General features: G+C 64.0%; 13 protein-coding genes. 2 read left to right on the top strand and 11 right to left on the bottom strand.

What is annotated here, in order from left to right; translation table 11 throughout:
- Positions 1-35 precede the first annotated feature (35 nt).
- From lpxD to rpsB, 11 genes are all read right to left on the bottom strand, one after another.
- Entirely contained in the window at positions 36-1,106 is a 1,071-nt protein-coding gene (lpxD, locus tag J3489_RS20080; protein WP_207000952.1) for a UDP-3-O-(3-hydroxymyristoyl)glucosamine N-acyltransferase, read from the bottom strand.
- Between the two features lie 20 nt (positions 1,107-1,126).
- A complete protein-coding gene (locus J3489_RS20085; protein ID WP_207000954.1) occupies positions 1,127-1,660 on the bottom strand; it encodes an OmpH/Skp family outer membrane protein in 534 nt (177 codons plus the stop codon).
- Positions 1,661-1,698: 38 nt separating this feature from the next.
- The gene (gene bamA, locus J3489_RS20090) at positions 1,699-4,002 is read right to left on the bottom strand and encodes an outer membrane protein assembly factor BamA (RefSeq protein WP_207000955.1); all 2,304 of its coding nucleotides are present in this window, start codon (positions 4,000-4,002) and stop codon (positions 1,699-1,701) included.
- A 76-nt stretch (positions 4,003-4,078) separates the two neighbouring features.
- Positions 4,079-5,506, bottom strand: coding sequence for an RIP metalloprotease RseP (rseP, locus tag J3489_RS20095; RefSeq protein WP_207000956.1), 1,428 nt, complete (start codon positions 5,504-5,506; stop codon positions 4,079-4,081).
- 174 nt (positions 5,507-5,680) lie between these two features.
- Positions 5,681-6,886 (bottom strand): 1-deoxy-D-xylulose-5-phosphate reductoisomerase, encoded by a 1,206-nt coding sequence (locus J3489_RS20100; RefSeq protein ID WP_207000957.1) that lies wholly within the window; start codon positions 6,884-6,886, stop codon positions 5,681-5,683.
- 10 nt (positions 6,887-6,896) lie between these two features.
- Entirely contained in the window at positions 6,897-7,718 is an 822-nt protein-coding gene (locus J3489_RS20105) for a phosphatidate cytidylyltransferase (protein ID WP_207000958.1), read from the bottom strand.
- A complete protein-coding gene (gene uppS / locus J3489_RS20110; RefSeq protein WP_207000959.1) occupies positions 7,712-8,494 on the bottom strand; it encodes an undecaprenyl pyrophosphate synthase in 783 nt (260 codons plus the stop codon). Before uppS ends, J3489_RS20105 begins: the two co-directional genes overlap by 7 nt.
- 61 nt (positions 8,495-8,555) lie before the next feature.
- Complete coding sequence (gene frr / locus J3489_RS20115) at positions 8,556-9,116, bottom strand: ribosome recycling factor (RefSeq protein WP_137332151.1); 561 nt, start codon at positions 9,114-9,116, stop codon at positions 8,556-8,558.
- 91 nt (positions 9,117-9,207) lie between these two features.
- Positions 9,208-9,921: a UMP kinase gene (gene pyrH, locus J3489_RS20120; protein WP_207000960.1), complete on the bottom strand. Its 714-nt coding sequence runs from the start codon at positions 9,919-9,921 to the stop codon at positions 9,208-9,210.
- A gap of 220 nt (positions 9,922-10,141) precedes the next feature.
- On the bottom strand, positions 10,142-11,023 hold the full coding sequence (gene tsf, locus J3489_RS20125; RefSeq protein ID WP_207001144.1) for a translation elongation factor Ts: 882 nt from the start codon (positions 11,021-11,023) through the stop codon (positions 10,142-10,144).
- Between the two features lie 172 nt (positions 11,024-11,195).
- A complete protein-coding gene (rpsB, locus tag J3489_RS20130) occupies positions 11,196-11,948 on the bottom strand; it encodes a 30S ribosomal protein S2 (protein ID WP_207000961.1) in 753 nt (250 codons plus the stop codon).
- A 484-nt stretch (positions 11,949-12,432) separates the two neighbouring features.
- Here rpsB and map point away from each other — a divergent pair, with 484 nt between their 5' ends.
- Positions 12,433-13,239 carry a type I methionyl aminopeptidase gene (gene map, locus J3489_RS20135; protein ID WP_207000962.1) on the top strand — a complete coding sequence of 269 codons (807 nt, stop codon included), beginning with the start codon at positions 12,433-12,435 and terminating at the stop codon, positions 13,237-13,239.
- Between the two features lie 77 nt (positions 13,240-13,316).
- Complete coding sequence (locus J3489_RS20140; protein WP_207000964.1) at positions 13,317-15,890, top strand: [protein-PII] uridylyltransferase; 2,574 nt, start codon at positions 13,317-13,319, stop codon at positions 15,888-15,890.
- The last annotated feature ends 26 nt before the right edge of the window (positions 15,891-15,916 follow it).

Raw genomic sequence — 15,916 nt, forward strand, 5'->3', positions numbered from 1 at the left:
GGCACCCTGCCCGCGGCATGACGGCACCCGCCGCTTTACGCTTTGCCGCTTTCTGCGGCAGAGGCTTCGAGCGCCTTGATACGGTCTCGCAACTTGTCGAGATTGCGCACCAGCGCGGCGCTCTTGTTCCAGTCGGCATGCTCGACGGCCGGGAATGCGCTCGTGTACATGCCGGGTTTCAACAACGACTTCGACACGCCCGATTTCGCGGTGACGATGACGTAATCGGCAAGCGTCACGTGACCCGCGATGCCGACCGCCCCGCCGATCATGCAATGCCGCCCGATCGTCGTGCTGCCCGCAATCCCGGCGCATCCGGCGATAACGGTATACGCACCGATCTTGCAGTTGTGGGCGATCTGCACGAGGTTGTCGATCTTCACGCATTCCTCGACGATCGTATCGGCCATTGCCCCTCGGTCGATAGTCGTATTCGCCCCGATTTCCACGTCCGGCCCGATCGACACGCCGCCGACCTGCGGAATCTTGACCCAGCTTCCGGTGCGCGCGTCGCCCTCGCCGACAAAATCGGGAGCAAAACCGAAACCGTCCGAACCGATCACGGCACCCGAATGGATGATCACGCGCGGGCCGATCTTGCAGCCGTAGTAGACGCTGACGTTCGGGTACAGGTGCGAGCCCTCGCCGATCTGCGTGCCGCGGCCGATCACCACGTTCGCATCGAGCCGCACGTTCTCGCCGATCACCGCGCCCGCCTCGACCACCACATGGGGACCGATCACGGCGCTGGCCGCGACCTTCGCCGCCGGATCGACGACCGCGCTCGGATGGACGCCCGCCGGCGCCTTCGGCGCAGCGAGATCGATGAACATTTGCGCGACCCGCGCAAAATAAGCGTAAGGATTCGGCGTAACGATGAAGTTACGCCCCTCGCGCGAACCGAGCTTGTCCAGGTGCGCAGGCGCGATCAGCACCGCGCCGGCGTTCGTCGTTTCGACTTGCGACAGGTATTTGGGGTTGGCGAGAAACGCAAGCTGCAGCGGTCCTGCCTGATCGAGCGGCGCGAGGCTGCCGACTTGGTGTGCCCGGTCGCCGACCACTTCGCCGCCGAAGCGCCGGACGAGTTCCTCGAGCGTCAATGCCATGCGGGTACAACTCCTGTGGTTCAGTTCGTGGCGCTCGGGCTCGAAGCGGCAAGCGCCTTCAGCACTTGATCGGTGATGTCGATGCGCGGGCTCACGTAGACCGCCTCTTGCACGATCAAGTCGTAGTGCTGTTGTTCGGCGATCTGCTTGATGACCTTGTTCGCCTTGTCGAGCACCGCGGCCAGTTCTTCATTGCGGCGCTGGTTCAGGTCTTCGCGAAACTCGCGTTGCTTGCGCTGGAAGTCCATGTCGAGCTGGGAGATGTCGCGCTGCTTTTGCGCGCGATCGGCGGGGGCCATCGACGCGCCGTTCTTGTCGAGCGCATCGGACATCGACTTCAGCTTCTGCGCCATGTCCTGCAGATCCTTGTCGCGCTTTGCGAACTCGGCCTCGAGCTTCGTTTGGGCGCTCTTCGCCGCCGCCGACTCGCGCAGGATACGATCCGAATTGACCGCCGCGATGCGGGCCTCCTGAGCATGAGCAGCGCTGACGCCGAGCGCCATCGTGAGCGCAGCCGCGCACATCGCGCGTTTCGAAAACATACCGTTTCGCAAAGTCTTCCTCTCGATACTGTAAAGGTCTCGGCGTTTCGTCAGAATGCCGTCCCGATCTGGAATTGGAACTTCTGATACTGGTCGCCCGTATGCTTGGTGACCGGGAAGCCCAAGCTGATCTTGAGGGGGCCGATCGGCGAAATCCATGCGAGACCGAGACCGTAGCCGTAACGCAAGCCGTTGGCGCCGATGCTGTTGCCCTCGTTGCCCCAGACGTTGCCGCCGTCGAAGAACGTGAACACGCGCAGCGTCCGGTCGTAGCCCGTGCCCGGCAGCGGGAACGTAAGTTCGATGTTGCCGACCACCATCCTCGAACCGCCGATCGGGTCGTTCGTCGTCGCATCGCGCGGACCCAGCGAGCTCGGCTCATAGCCGCGCACCGAACCGATACCGCCCGCGAAGTAGTTCTTGAAGATCGGGTACGGCTTGCCGCCCAAGCCGTTGCCGTAGCCGCCCTGGAAGTTCAACCCGAGCACGAAGCCGCGCGCGAACGAGTAATAGTACTGGGCCTGCAAGTCGGCCTTATAGTACTGCGTCGCGCCGATCGGCGTGCCGTATTCGGCGTTCGCCTGCGTGTAGTAGCCGCGGCTCGGCACCAGCGCGCTGTCGCGGCTGTCGCGCGACCAGCCGATCGTGAGCGGCACGTTGTTCGACACGCGGCCGAAGTTGTTCACGTAGTCGATATAGCTTTGCGGAGTGTTCGAATCGACATCGAGGCGGTTCTGCTCGAGGCCCGTGCCGAAGTAGACGGTATCCACTTCGGAGAACGGAATGCCGAACTTGAGGTCCGCGCCCGCGGTGATGATGCGGAAGCTCGACGTGGTCGAGTAGTACAGCGGCTCGGTCGTGCGGTAGTAGACGTCGGTGATCCGCTTGATGCCGTCGACCGTGAAGTACGGGTCGACTTGCGTCACGGTCAGCGTGCGGTACGTCTTCGCCGTATTGACGTTCACCGAGAGACTCGTGCCGGAACCGAACACGTTGTCCTGCGACACGCCTGCCGACAGCACCACCTTGTCCGTCGACGAGAAGCCCGCGCCCAGCGTGATCGCGCCCGTCGGCTTTTCGGTGACTTTCACGTCGACGTCGACCTGGTCCTGCGTGCCTTCGACCGGCACCGTCGTCACGTCGACATCGGTGAAGTAGCCAAGACGGTTGATGCGGTCCTTCGACAATGCAAGGCGGCTCGAATCGAACCACGAGCTTTCGAGCTGGCGCATTTCGCGGCGCACGACTTCGTCGCGCGTACGCGTGTTGCCCGTGATGTTGATGCGACGCACGTAGACGCGGCGGCTCGGATCGACTTGCAGCGTCAGTGCGACCGTATGATGCTCCTGGTCGATCTGCGGCACGGCGTTCACGGTCGCGAACGCGTAGCCGTATTCGCCGAGCTTGTCGACGATGGCCTTGGTGGTGGCCTTCAGCTTTTCCGCCGAGAAGCGCTGGCCCGGTTTGATCGTGATGAGCTTCTGCAGCTCGGCCTGACGGTCCAGCAGATTGCCCGCGAGCTGGATGCTCGAAATCGTGTACGGCTCGCCTTCATGCACCGTCAGCGTGAGGTACATGTCCTTCTTGTCCGGCGAAATCGACACCTGTGTCGATTCGATGTTGAACTCGAGGTAGCCGCGGTTCAAATAGTAGGAGCGGACGTTCTCGAGGTCGCCCGTGAGCTTTTCCTTCGAGTACAAGTCGTTCTTCGTGTACCACGAGAACCAGTTCGGCGTGGAGAGCTGCATTTCGTCGCGCAGCGTGCTCGTGCTGAACACCTTGTTGCCGATGAAGTTGACCTGGCGAATCTTTGCGCTCGGGCCTTCGGCCACCGAGAACAGAACCGATACGCGGTTGCGGTCGATCGGCGTGACGGTCGTCGTCACTTCGGCGGCGTAGAAGCCACGCGTCAAATACTGACGCTTCAGCTCCTGCTCGGCGCGATCGACGAGCGCCTTGTCGTAGTACCGGCCCGGCGACAAGCCGACGGAATTGAGTGCCTTGGTGAGGTTGTCTTTGTCGAATTCGTGGAGGCCCGCGAAATCGATCGTCGCGATGGCCGGACGCTCGACCACGTCCACGACCACGACGCTGCCTTCCGTGGCGATGCGCACGTCGCTGAAGAAGCCGGTGGCGTACAGCGCGCGGATGGCGTCGGAGGCCTTGTCGTCGGTGAAGGTGTCGCCCTTCTTGATCGGCAGGTAGGCGAAAACAGAACCAGGTTCGATGCGTTGCAATCCCTCGATCCGGATGTCTTGCACCACGAAAGGCGTCGTCGCGTGAGCCACCAGCCCATGCGCGGCGAGTGCCGCGGCTGCAATCGTTTTAGGAACAAAGCGATGAGGTTTGAACAACGTGCTTCCCCAGTGTTTTTAGCTGCGTCAGTCCCCGCGGCTGGCTTAAGGTGCCCTTAAGGAGCCGCTCGACAATTTAAAAATGGATTAACCGAGCCAGATCGTTGAAAAGCGCAATCGCCGACAATGCGACGATGCAGACGAGCCCGGCCCTTTGCAGAACAAGTTGCCAACGTTCCGATACCGCTTTTCCTGTCGCGGCTTCAACCAAATAATATAACAGATGCCCCCCGTCCAATACCGGAATCGGTAACAAGTTCAGCACACCCAGACTGATACTGACGAGGGCGAGAAACGACAGGAACGGCCCCAGGCCGAGTCGCGCGCTCTTGCCGGCATAGTCGGCGATCGTGACGGGGCCGGACAAATTCTTGAGCGACGCCTCGCCGGTAATCATCCGGCCGAACATCCGCAGCGAATAATCCGAGATGTCCCACGTGCGGCGCACGCCGAGCTCGAGGCTTTCGAGCGGGCCGTAGCGGACCTCGACGCTCGGCACTTGTGTTGCGAGCGCCGCGCCGATGCGGCCGATGTCGGCGCCCGTATCGGGATCGCGGCGCGTGTCGGGAGTGATCGTGAGCGTTTGCAGTGCGCCGGGCGCGGCAGTTGCCGCATCCGCTGCTGCACCGCTTGCCGCGCCTGCTGCCGAGCCGCCGCGCTCGATCTCCAGCGCGACCGCCCGGCCGGCGTGCGATTTGATGAAATCAATAAACGCGGTCGCACTGTCCACACGCTTACCGTTCATTTCCCGCAGCGTATCGCTGGGCTGCAGCCCGGCGCGCTGCGCGGCGCTGCCCGGCTCGACGCCCGCGACCGTCAACATGCCGCCGCCCGGCTCGAAGCCGAGCTTCGACATGAAGTCGTCGTCGACTTCCTTGTCCGAGATGTTGCGCAGGTCGACTTGATAGTCGAATGTGCCGTGACCGCCCTTAGCACGCAGCACCACGCGGCGATGATCGAACGCCGCATCGAGCAGCTTCCAGCGCAGATCGGACCATGAGCGCACGGCCTCGGCATCGCTGCCGCGTTCATTGCGGATCGCGAGCACGGTTTCGCCGCCGGCGAAGCCCGCCTTCGCCGCGACGCTCCCTGCCGGCGGGGCCGCAACGATCGCCGCCGGCTCGGTGATGCCGGTCGCGAACACGACCGAAAACAGCGCGATCGCGAGCAGGAAATTGGCCACTGGCCCCGCGATCACAATCGCAATGCGTTTGCCCACAGACTGCCGGTTAAAGGCATACGGCAAGTCGGCGGGCGGAATGCCCGGCCCGGGATCGCGCTCGTCGAGCATCTTCACGTAGCCGCCGAGCGGCAGCGCGGCGATCGTCCACTCGGTGCCGGTCTTCTTGCTGACCCGCTGCCAAAGCGGCTTGCCAAAGCCGATCGAAAAGCGCAGCACCTTCACACCGCACAGACGCGCGATGCGATAGTGGCCGTACTCGTGCACGACGACGAGCACGCCGATCGCCACGATGAACGAAGCGATTTCGATCAGCAGGTTCATGTCCGTGTGCGCCGGGCCGCCCCAAGCACACTGACTGCCCCCTCGGGGGGCAGCGAACGAAGTGAGCGTGGGGGCTGTTTCATGTCAGTGCGCGCCGGGCCGCCCCCAAGCGCACTGACCGCCCCCTCGGGGGGCAGCGAACGAAGTGAGCGTGGGGGCTGTTTCATTTCCGCCTCACTGGACCGTGCGGTCCATCTGGCGCGCGCCGGCGAGATGGCTGTCGATGAAGGCCGTGGCCGCGCGGCGCGCCGCGGCGTCTGCTTCGAGCACGTCGTCGAGGCCGCTTGGCGTGCGGTTCGAAAGCGCGTTCAGCACCGCGTCCACGGTCTGCGCAATCGCCATGAAACCGATCTTGCGCGACAGGAACGCGTCGACAGCGATCTCGTTCGCCGCATTGAGCGCCGCGCTCGCGACACCGCCTTCTTCCAGTGCCTTCATCGCGAGCGCGAGGCACGGGAAGCGCGCGTAATCGGGCTTCTCAAAACTGAGCGACGCGATCTGCACGAGGTCGAGCTGCGCGACACCCGAATCGATGCGCTCCGGGAACGCGAGCGCGTGCGCGATCGGCGTGCGCATGTCGGGATTGCCGAGCTGCGCGAGCACGGAGCCGTCGACGTACGACACGAGCGAATGGATCACGCTTTGCGGATGGATCAGCACCTCGATGCGCTCGCCGGGCAGATCGAACAGCCAATGCGCTTCGATGACTTCGAGGCCCTTGTTCATCATCGTCGCCGAGTCGACCGAGATCTTGCGGCCCATGACCCAGTTCGGATGCTTGCAGGCTTCGTCGGGCGTGACATCGACGAGCGTGGACGGCTCGCGCGTTCGGAACGGTCCGCCCGACGCGGTCAGGATGATCTTCGATACCCCGCCATGCGCCGAGGCTTCGCTCGGCAGGCATTGGAAAATCGCGTTGTGCTCGCTGTCGACTGGGAGCAGCGTCGCGTGATGGTCGCGCACGGCGTCCATGAAGATCGCGCCCGACATCACGAGCGCCTCCTTGTTTGCGAGCAGGATGCGCTTGCCGGCGCGTGCGGCAGCCAGCGTCGGCGCGAGGCCGGCAGCGCCGACGATTGCCGCGACCACCGTGTCGCATTGCGCGCTTCGCGACACGTCGACGAGCGCTTGCGGGCCGTACGCGACTTCGGTCTTGCAACCGGCATCGCGCAACTGCGCGGCGACGCGAGCAGCCGCCTCGGCATCGCCGACCACCGCCACTTCAGGGTGAAAGCGCAGGCATTGCTCGACGAGCTTGTCGCCGTTGCGATGCGCGGTCAGCGCATAGACCGAGAAGCGGTCGGGATGGCGCGCGACCACATCGAGCGTGCTCTCGCCAATCGAGCCCGTTGAACCGAGCAGTGTCAGACGTTTTTTCATATCTCTTTCTCTAGCCGAGCAGCAGCATCGCAAGCGGCAGCACCGGCAACAACGCGTCAATGCGGTCGAGCACGCCGCCGTGGCCCGGCAGCAGACCGCTGGAGTCCTTCACACCGGCCTGGCGCTTCAGCATGGATTCGAACAAATCGCCGACCACGCTGAAGGCGACCAGCAACGTCAACGCGACAAACGCACGCGGCGTGCCGAGTCGCAGCGCCAGGTCGGAAAACAGTGTCGGCGCAAGCGCATGGGTGGCGACGGCCGCAATCGCGACCGCGATCACTGCCAGCCACCCGCCAGCGGCACCTTCCCAGGTTTTGCCCGGACTGATGGCGGGCGCCAGTTTATGCTTTCCGAACGCCTTACCCGCAAAGTATGCACCGATGTCGGCAAGCCAGACCACTAATAACAGGGACAAAACAAACGGCACGCCTTCGATACGCGCCGCCACAAGTGCATGCCAGCACGCGACGAACACGATGATTCCCGCCAGAAACAGGAACAGGCGCCACGCGCCATGGGCCAGTACGGGCTTGCGCATCAGCACGAACGGGCCCGCCAGCACCCAGAATACCGCCGCCGCCTGAAATAGCGGCCGAGGCGGCTTGAGGCCGACGCCAAGCCGCGTGCTCGCGACCAGCGCGACCGCCGCGACAAGCGCATACACGACCGGACCGGCCCCGTTCATTTTGAGCAGGCGCGCCCATTCCCAAGCGGCAAAGACGAGAACGAACGCGATCAGCGCGCCGAACGCGCCGACCGGCGCGAACAGCGTCACGGGCAAGAAGACTGCCAGCAGGACGACCGCCGTGATAACACGGGTTTTTAGCATGGAAGCGAATCGGCGTTCTGCGATTGCGGTTCGAGTTGGGCGCTGGTGCGGCCGAAGCGGCGCTCACGCCGCGCATACGAGGCGATGGCGTCAGAGAGCGCGTGCGCGTCGAAGTCAGGCCAGAAGGTCTCGGTGAAATAGAACTCGGTATAGGCAAGCTGCCAGAGCAGGAAATTGCTGATGCGCGTCTCGCCGCCCGTGCGGATGAAGAGGTCGGGCTCCGGCGCATAAGCCATCGCCAGATGCTGGGCAAACGTCTCCTCGTTGACTTCCGCCGTGCGCCCCGTCTGCGCCGATTGCTCGGCGAGTTTCCTCGCGGCCTGGAGGATGTCCCAGCGGCCGCCGTAGTTCGCGGCGATCGTGAGCGTGAGACGCGTGTTGCGCGCGGTCTTCGTCTCCGCGCGCCGGATCAGGTCTTGAATGCGGGCGTCGAACTGCGAGAGGTCGCCGACCACGCGCAAACGGATGCCGTTCGCGTGGAGCTTGCCGACTTCGCGCTCGAGCGCGGTCACGAAAAGACGCATCAGGAACGAGACTTCCTCGGTCGGACGGCGCCAGTTCTCGGAACTGAATGCGAACAGGGTCAGATATTCGACGCCAGCGCGCGCGCACGCCTCGACGGCAGAACGCACCGCATCGACGCCGCGCGAATGGCCCGCCACGCGCGGCAAGCGCCGCTGCGTCGCCCAACGGCCGTTGCCGTCCATGATGATCGCGATGTGGCGCGGCACGCCCGCGACGTCAGGCACGCGAACGGTAGAGCTGGTATAGGTCATGGCCGCTGGGACTGTGACTGCAAAAAAAGAAGTGAGACTGAAAGCTTGAGACCGGACGGCCTCAAACCGTCATGATTTCCGCTTCCTTGCTCTGGACGAGCTTGTCGATTTCCGCGACGTACTTGTCGGTGAGCTTTTGCACGTCGTCGCCGGCGCGGCGCTCGTCGTCTTCCGATATCTCTTTATCTTTGACGAGTTTCTTGAGCTGCTCGTTCGCATCGCGGCGCAAATTGCGCACGGCCACCTTCGCCGTTTCGCCTTCGCTCTTGACGACCTTGGTCAGCTCCTTGCGGCGCTCTTCGGTCAGCGCGGGCATCGGCACGCGGATCAGGTCGCCCTGCGTCGCCGGGTTCAGGCCGAGGTCCGACTCGCGAATCGCCTTCTCGACGACCGCGACCATCTTCTTTTCCCACGGCTGCACGCCGATCGTGCGCGCATCGACGAGAGTCAGGTTGGCAACCTGCGAAATGGGCACGGCCGAACCGTAGTAGTCGACCTGGATGTGGTCGAGCAAGCCGGTATGCGCGCGGCCTGTACGGATTTTTGCCAGATCGTTCTTGAACGCGTCGATCGAGCGCTGCATCTTCTGCTCGGCGCCTTTTTTGATATCTGCCACACTCATTTAAACCTCCGAACCTTCATAACAGTGCCGGTCCGCTCGCTAGGAGCGGAACCCGCCGCAGCCCGCAGCGCAAACCGCGTCCTGCGAGAGTTTACACGTGGACGAGCGTGCCCTCGTCCTCACCTTGAACGATACGCTTGAGCGCGCCGGGCTTGACGATCGAAAACACGCGAATCGGCAGCTTCTGGTCGCGGCACAGCGCAAAGGCCGTCGCATCCATCACCTGCAGATTGCGTCCGATCGCCTCATCGAAGCTGATCGTCGAATAGCGCGTGGCCGTGGAATCTTTCTTCGGGTCTGCGGAGTATACGCCGTCGACTTTGGTCGCCTTCAGCACGACTTCCGCGCCGATTTCCGAGCCGCGCAGCGCGGCGGCCGTATCGGTCGTGAAGAACGGGTTGCCGGTGCCGGCCGCGAAGATTACGACCTTGCCCTCTTCGAGCTGGCGGATCGCGCGCGGACGGATGTACGGCTCCACCACCTGGTCCATGCGCAGCGCCGACTGCACGCGCGCTTCGATCCCGGCGTGACGCATCGCATCCTGCAATGCGAGCGCGTTCATCATCGTCGCGAGCATCCCCATGTAGTCGGCCGTCGCGCGGTCCATGCCCGCGGCGCCCCCTGCCACGCCACGGAAGATATTGCCGCCGCCGATCACGACCGCGAGCTGGGTGCCCAACCGGACGACTTCCGCAACGTCTGCCACCATTCTTTCGATCGTCGCGCGATTGATGCCGAAGGCATCGTCGCCCATCAGAGCTTCGCCGGAGAGTTTGAGAAGAACGCGTTTATAGGCAGTGGGCATAGAGGTATCCGATCGCGCCAAGAGGATGACAACAACGTAGAACTGTAGGGGTGAAATGCTGGTTCGGGCAAGCGCCGCCAAATTCACCAAACCGCTCGGATTCGGCTGGTTCGGCGGCCGCCGACGGGCTGGAAGCGGGCGGACCCGCCAGCAGCCCGTCGGCGCTGCCCGGCCGCGGCGGGCTGACTTAGCCGCCGCGGGTACAACGTACTGCCGATGCTTACGATTGCTTGGCTGCGGCAACTTGCGCGGCCACTTCGGCGGCGAAGTCGTCCTGACGCTTCTCGATGCCCTCGCCGACGACGAAGAGCGCGAACTGCTGCACCGTCGTGCCTGCCGCCTTCAGCATCTGCTCGATCGACTGCTTGTCGTTCTTCACGAACGGCTGGTTCAGCAACGACACTTCCTTGAGGTACTTCTGCACGCTGCCGTCGACCATCTTCGCGATGATTTCAGCCGGCTTGCCCGATTCGGCGGCCTTCTGCTCGGCGATGCTGCGCTCCTTGGCGATCAGCTCGGCCGGCACGTCGTCGGCCGAGAGCGACACCGGCTTCATCGCGGCGATGTGCATCGCGACGTCCTTGCCGACTTGCTCGTCCGCGCCCATGTACTCGACGAGCACGCCGATGCGCGTGCCGTGCAGGTACGCAGCCAGCTTGTTCGCGGTTTCGAAACGCTCGAAGCGGCGGATCGACAGGTTTTCGCCGATCTTGCCGACGAGCGCGAGGCGCACGGCGTCGACCGTCGAGCCTTCCAGCGGCAGCGCCGACAGCGCGGCCACGTCGGCCGGATTCTGCGTGGCGACGAGTTCGGCGACGGTCTTCGCGAACCCGAGGAAATCGTCGTTCTTCGCGACGAAGTCGGTTTCGCAATTCAGCTCGACGAGCGCGCCGGCGTTGCCGCCGATGAACGATGCGACGACGCCTTCAGCCGTCACGCGCGAAGCCGCCTTGCTCGCCTTGTTGCCGAGCTTCACGCGCAGCAGCTCTTCGGCGCGCGCCATGTCGCCGTCGGCTTCCGTCAGCGCCTTCTTGCATTCCATCATCGGCGCATCGGTTTTCGCGCGCAGTTCTGCAACCATGCTTGCGGTAATTGCCGCCATCATCAGCTCCTTGGGTCTTGTCTGTCACACGCCGCCGCGCTTTCGACGCGGGCGGCAGGAATTCGTTTCCGGCGGGCGCTCAAAAATAAACGCACCCATCGCTTTTGCCGGTCAAAACTTAAAAAAAGGGGGCCTATGGAGAGCCCCCTTTTTTGCCGGCCGCGGGGCAGCTTTACGCTTCCCCGTTGACCTCGACGAACTCGTCGCCGTCGTTGCCGCGCACGGCCTGGACCACTTCGTTCACTGCGTTCGCACGGCCTTCGAGGATCGCGTCAGCCACGCCTTGCGCGTAGAGCGCTACGGCCTTGCTCGCGTCGTCGTTGCCCGGGATCACGTAGTCGATGCCTTCCGGCGAGTGGTTCGTATCGACCACGGCGATGACCGGCACGCCGAGCTTGTTCGCTTCGGTCACGGCAATCTTGTGATAGCCGACGTCGACGACGAAGATCGCGTCAGGAATGCCGCCCATGTCCTTCACGCCGCCGATCGACTTTTGCAGCTTGGCGATTTCGCGTTCGAACAACAGCGCTTCCTTCTTGCTCATGCGCTCGAGTTCGCCCGCTTCCACGGCCGTTTCCATGTCCTTCAGGCGCTTGATCGACACCTTCAGCGTCTTGAAGTTGGTGAGCATGCCGCCGAGCCAGCGCGCGTTGACGAACGGCATGCCGGCGCGTTGCGCTTCCTCGGCGATCGTGTCACGCGATTGACGCTTCGTGCCGACGAACAGGATCGTGCCGCGGTTCGCTGCCAGTTGACGCACGTACTTCAGCGCGTCGTTGTACATCGGCAGCGTCTTTTCGAGGTTGATGATGTGAATCTTGTTGCGATGACCGAAAATGAACGGGGCCATCTTGGGGTTCCAGAAGCGCGTTTGGTGGCCGAAGTGGACACCGGCTTCCAGCATTTGACGCATGGTAATTGCCATGAAAATCTCCGCGAGGGTTGGGTCTAAAGCCGGCTGCCGTATCGCCTGCGCCGCACCGCTTCGATTCGCGGAACGCGACGCCGTCGACACCCTGGGTGCGCCGGCTTGCGAATGGGCGCGCGCTGAAAGGCCGACATAGCCGATGAGGCGCACCACGATCAAGCCGCTACGAGTTTTGCAGGGGTTTGTGCGGCGCTACGGCCCCGCTTTTGCTCGCTTTTGCTACTACCCCATATTCCCCGCCCTTCGCGAGGACCTGAGAATATGCGCAACACCCGATAACGACTTAGCCGAAGAGTATAGCACGCGCGTGTTACCCGTCTCAAGCCGCGATTTGATTTGACGCATCGGCCGGAGATGCCGGATTTCCGCCGAAGCGGGGCGCGGCAAGACTCGCCGGGCTTTTTGCGCTTATTTTAAAGGCCTGCGACGTGCCTAATATGGTGCGATAATCGCGCAATCAACGCATTTCAGACCCAGACTCATGCCTATTACCCTCAAAAACGATCACGATATCGCGCAAATGCGCGTGGCTTGCCGCCTCGCCAGCGAAGTGCTCGACTACATCACGCCGTTCGTCAAGGCCGGCGTCACCACGGGTGAGCTCGACCGCCTGTGCCACAACTTCATGCTCGACGTCCAGGGCACCGTGCCGGCGCCGCTCAATTACCAGCCGCCCGGCTATCCGCCCTACCCGAAGGCGACCTGCATCTCGGTCAACGACGTGATCTGCCACGGTATCCCCGGCGACAAGATCGTCAAGAACGGCGACGCGCTCAATATCGACATCACCGTCATCAAGAACGGCTATTTCGGCGACACGAGCCGGATGTTCATCGTCGGCGAAGGCTCGATCCTCGCCAAGCGCCTCGTGCAGACCACCTACGAATGCATGTGGCTCGGCATCGAACAGGTGCGCCCGGGCGCGTTTCTCGGCGACATCGGCCACGCGATCCAGCGGCACGCGGAGGCGCAAGGCTACAGCGTCGTGCGCGAATATTGCGGCCACGGCATCGGCACCGTGTTCCATGAAGATCCGCAGATCCTGCATTACGGACGCCCGGGCACCGGCCTGGAATTGCAGCCCGGCATGATCTTCACGATCGAGCCGATGATCAACGCCGGGCGCCGCGAAATCCGCACGATGCCCGACCAGTGGACCGTCAAGACGCGCGACCGCAGCCTTTCGGCGCAATGGGAGCACACGGTGCTCGTCACCGATTCCGGCCATGAAGTGTTGACGGTATCGGCGGGCACACCCGCGAAGCCGCAGATCGCGGTGGCCGCGTAAGCCCGCGGCCGCGCCTGCGCTGTTTGTCGTCAAACGCCCACGAGCCCACCGCGCCCCATCATGCCGACACGCCGCCCATGAGCGCTCCCGCCGCCGCCCTTCCCCACGCCCTGTCGCTCAAAGCGGACTACAAAGTGGTCAAAACCGAACTGCTGGAGCGCTTCAAGACATCGGCCAACGTCGATTCGCTGATGCGCTCGCTCGCCCGCACCACCGACGACGCCCTGCGCGGCGCCTGGGAAGCGTGCGAGCTGGCCGCGACGCTCGCGCTACTGGCCGTCGGCGGCTACGGCCGCGGCGAGCTCGCGCCGTATTCGGACGTCGACATCCTCGTCCTGCTGCCGGAAGAAGCGCCGCCGCATATCGAAGCATGCATCGAGCGCTTCATCGGCATGGCCTGGGATCTCGGGCTCGAGCTCGGCAGCAGCGTGCGCACGGTCGCGCAATGCATCGAGGAAGCGTCGAACGACGTGACGGTGCGCACGTCGCTGCTCGAAGCGCGGCGCATCGTCGGCAGTACGGCGCTCTTCGAGGCGTTCACGCTGCGCTACAACGAGACGCTCGATCCGCGTGCGTTCTTCCAGGCGAAGATGCTCGAAATGCGCCAGCGGCACGCGAAGTTTCAGGACTCGCCATACAGCCTCGAGCCCAACGTCAAGGAAAGCCCGGGGGGGTTGCGCGACCTGCAACTGATTCTGTGGATCACGCGCGCAGCGGGCTTCGGCAGCAGTTGGAAAGAGCTGGACGCGCGCGGGCTCATCACCGATCGCGAGGCGCGCGAACTGCGGCGCAACGAAGGCTTCCTGAAAGCGCTGCGCGCCCGTTTGCACGTGATTGCCGGGCGCCGCCAGGACATTCTGCTGTTCGATTTGCAGACCGCGGCCGCTGAGAGCTTCGGCTTCAAGGCGACGCAGACCAAGCGCGCGAGCGAACAGCTGATGCGCCGCTACTACTGGGCCGCCAAAGCCGTCACGCAGCTCGCGACGATCCTGATCCAGAACATCGAGGCGCAGCTCTTCCCGAAGACGAGCGGCATCACGCGCGTGCTGTCGGACCGCTTCGTCGAGAAGCAAGGCATGATCGAAATCGGCAGCGACGACGTGTTCGAGCGCTCGCCGAACGCGATTCTAGAAGCCTTCCTGCTTTATGAAGCGACGCCCGGCATCAAAGGGCTGTCGGCGCGCACGCTGCGCGCACTGTACAACGCGCGCGACATCATGAACCTGCACTGGCGGCGCGACCCGGAAAACCGGCGCTTGTTCATGGAGATCCTCAAGCAGCCGCAAGGCATCACGCATGCGCTGCGGCTCATGAACCAGACGAGCGTGCTCGGACGCTACCTGTTGAACTTCCGGCGCATCGTCGGGCAAATGCAGCACGACCTGTATCACGTCTACACGGTCGACCAGCACATCTTGATGGTGCTGCGCAATCTGCGCCGCTTCGCGATCGCCGAGCATGCGCACGAATATCCGTTCTGCAGCCAGTTGATCGCGAATTTCGAGCGTCCGTGGGTGCTGTACGTCGCGGCGCTGTTCCATGACATCGCGAAGGGCCGAGGCGGCGATCACTCGACGCTCGGCATGGCCGACGCCCGGCGCTTTTGCCGCGATCACGGCATCACGGGCGCCGACGGCGACCTCGTCGTCTGGCTGGTCCAGCACCATCTGACGATGAGCCACGTCGCGCAGAAACAGGACACGAGCGACCCCGAGGTCATCAAGCAATTCGCCGAGCTGGTCGGCACCGAACGCCGCCTGACGGCGCTCTATCTGCTGACGGTCGCCGATATCCGCGGCACGAGCCCGAAGGTCTGGAACAACTGGAAAGGCAAGCTGCTCGAGGACCTGTACCGCGCGACGCTCGCGGTGCTCGGCGGCGCCCGGCCCGATGCACATTCGGAGCTCAAGCTGCGGCAAGAGGAAGCGCTGGCGCTGCTGCGGCTCGAAACCGTGCCCGAGAACGCGCATCTCGCGCTGTGGGAGCAGCTCGACGTCGGCTATTTCCTGCGCCACGACGCCGCCGACATCGCGTGGCAGACGCGCGTGCTGTACCGCCATGTGCGCACGCAAGCGGCCATCGTGCGGGCGCGTCCGTCGCCGATCGGCGAAGCGCTGCAGGTGCTCGTGTACGTGGAGGACCGCTCCGACCTGTTCGCCGGCATCTGCGCCTATTTCGACCGCAACGGCCTCTCGGTGCTCGACGCGCGCGTGAGCACGACGCGCCACGGCTATGCGCTCGACAACTTCCTCGTCGCGCACGCCGAGGACGACGTGCATTACCGCGACATCGCCAATCTCGTCGAGCAGCAGCTCGCGGCGCGGCTCGCGGTCGAGGCGCTGCTGCCCGAACCGTCGAAGGGACGCCTGTCGAGGCTGTCGCGCACGTTCCCCGTCACGCCGCGCGTCGACCTGCGGGCCGACGAGCGCGGCCAGTACTACATCCTGTCCGTGTCGGCCAACGACCGGCCGGGCCTTCTTTATTCGATCGCGCGCGTCCTGGCCGAGCACCGGGTGGGCGTCCGTGCGGCGCGGATCAATACGCTCGGCGAGCGCGTCGAGGACGTGTTCCTGCTGGACGGAGGCGGCCTCTCGGACAACCGCCTGCAAATCCAGGTCGAAACCGAGCTGCTGCGCGCGATTGCCGTCTGAAAACCCCCTAATTTGCCGCTTCGCGC

The sequence above is a fragment of the Trinickia mobilis genome (assembly GCF_017315705.1).
Lineage (GTDB): Bacteria > Pseudomonadota > Gammaproteobacteria > Burkholderiales > Burkholderiaceae > Trinickia_A > Trinickia_A mobilis.

Excerpts from the sequence above, each read along its gene's own strand:
- lpxD (WP_207000952.1), bottom strand. The coding sequence starts at position 1,106 with ATGGCATTGACGCTCGAGGAACTCGTCCGGCGCTTCGGCGGCGAAGTG.
- rseP (WP_207000956.1), bottom strand. The coding sequence starts at position 5,506 with ATGAACCTGCTGATCGAAATCGCTTCGTTCATCGTGGCGATCGGCGTG.
- J3489_RS20100 (WP_207000957.1), bottom strand. The coding sequence starts at position 6,886 with ATGAAAAAACGTCTGACACTGCTCGGTTCAACGGGCTCGATTGGCGAG.
- J3489_RS20105 (WP_207000958.1), bottom strand. The coding sequence starts at position 7,718 with ATGCTAAAAACCCGTGTTATCACGGCGGTCGTCCTGCTGGCAGTCTTC.
- uppS (WP_207000959.1), bottom strand. The coding sequence starts at position 8,494 with ATGACCTATACCAGCTCTACCGTTCGCGTGCCTGACGTCGCGGGCGTG.
- frr (WP_137332151.1), bottom strand. The coding sequence starts at position 9,116 with ATGAGTGTGGCAGATATCAAAAAAGGCGCCGAGCAGAAGATGCAGCGC.
- pyrH (WP_207000960.1), bottom strand. The coding sequence starts at position 9,921 with ATGCCCACTGCCTATAAACGCGTTCTTCTCAAACTCTCCGGCGAAGCT.
- tsf (WP_207001144.1), bottom strand. The coding sequence starts at position 11,023 with ATGGCGGCAATTACCGCAAGCATGGTTGCAGAACTGCGCGCGAAAACC.
- rpsB (WP_207000961.1), bottom strand. The coding sequence starts at position 11,948 with ATGGCAATTACCATGCGTCAAATGCTGGAAGCCGGTGTCCACTTCGGC.
- map (WP_207000962.1), top strand. The coding sequence starts at position 12,433 with ATGCCTATTACCCTCAAAAACGATCACGATATCGCGCAAATGCGCGTG.
- J3489_RS20140 (WP_207000964.1), top strand. The coding sequence starts at position 13,317 with ATGAGCGCTCCCGCCGCCGCCCTTCCCCACGCCCTGTCGCTCAAAGCG.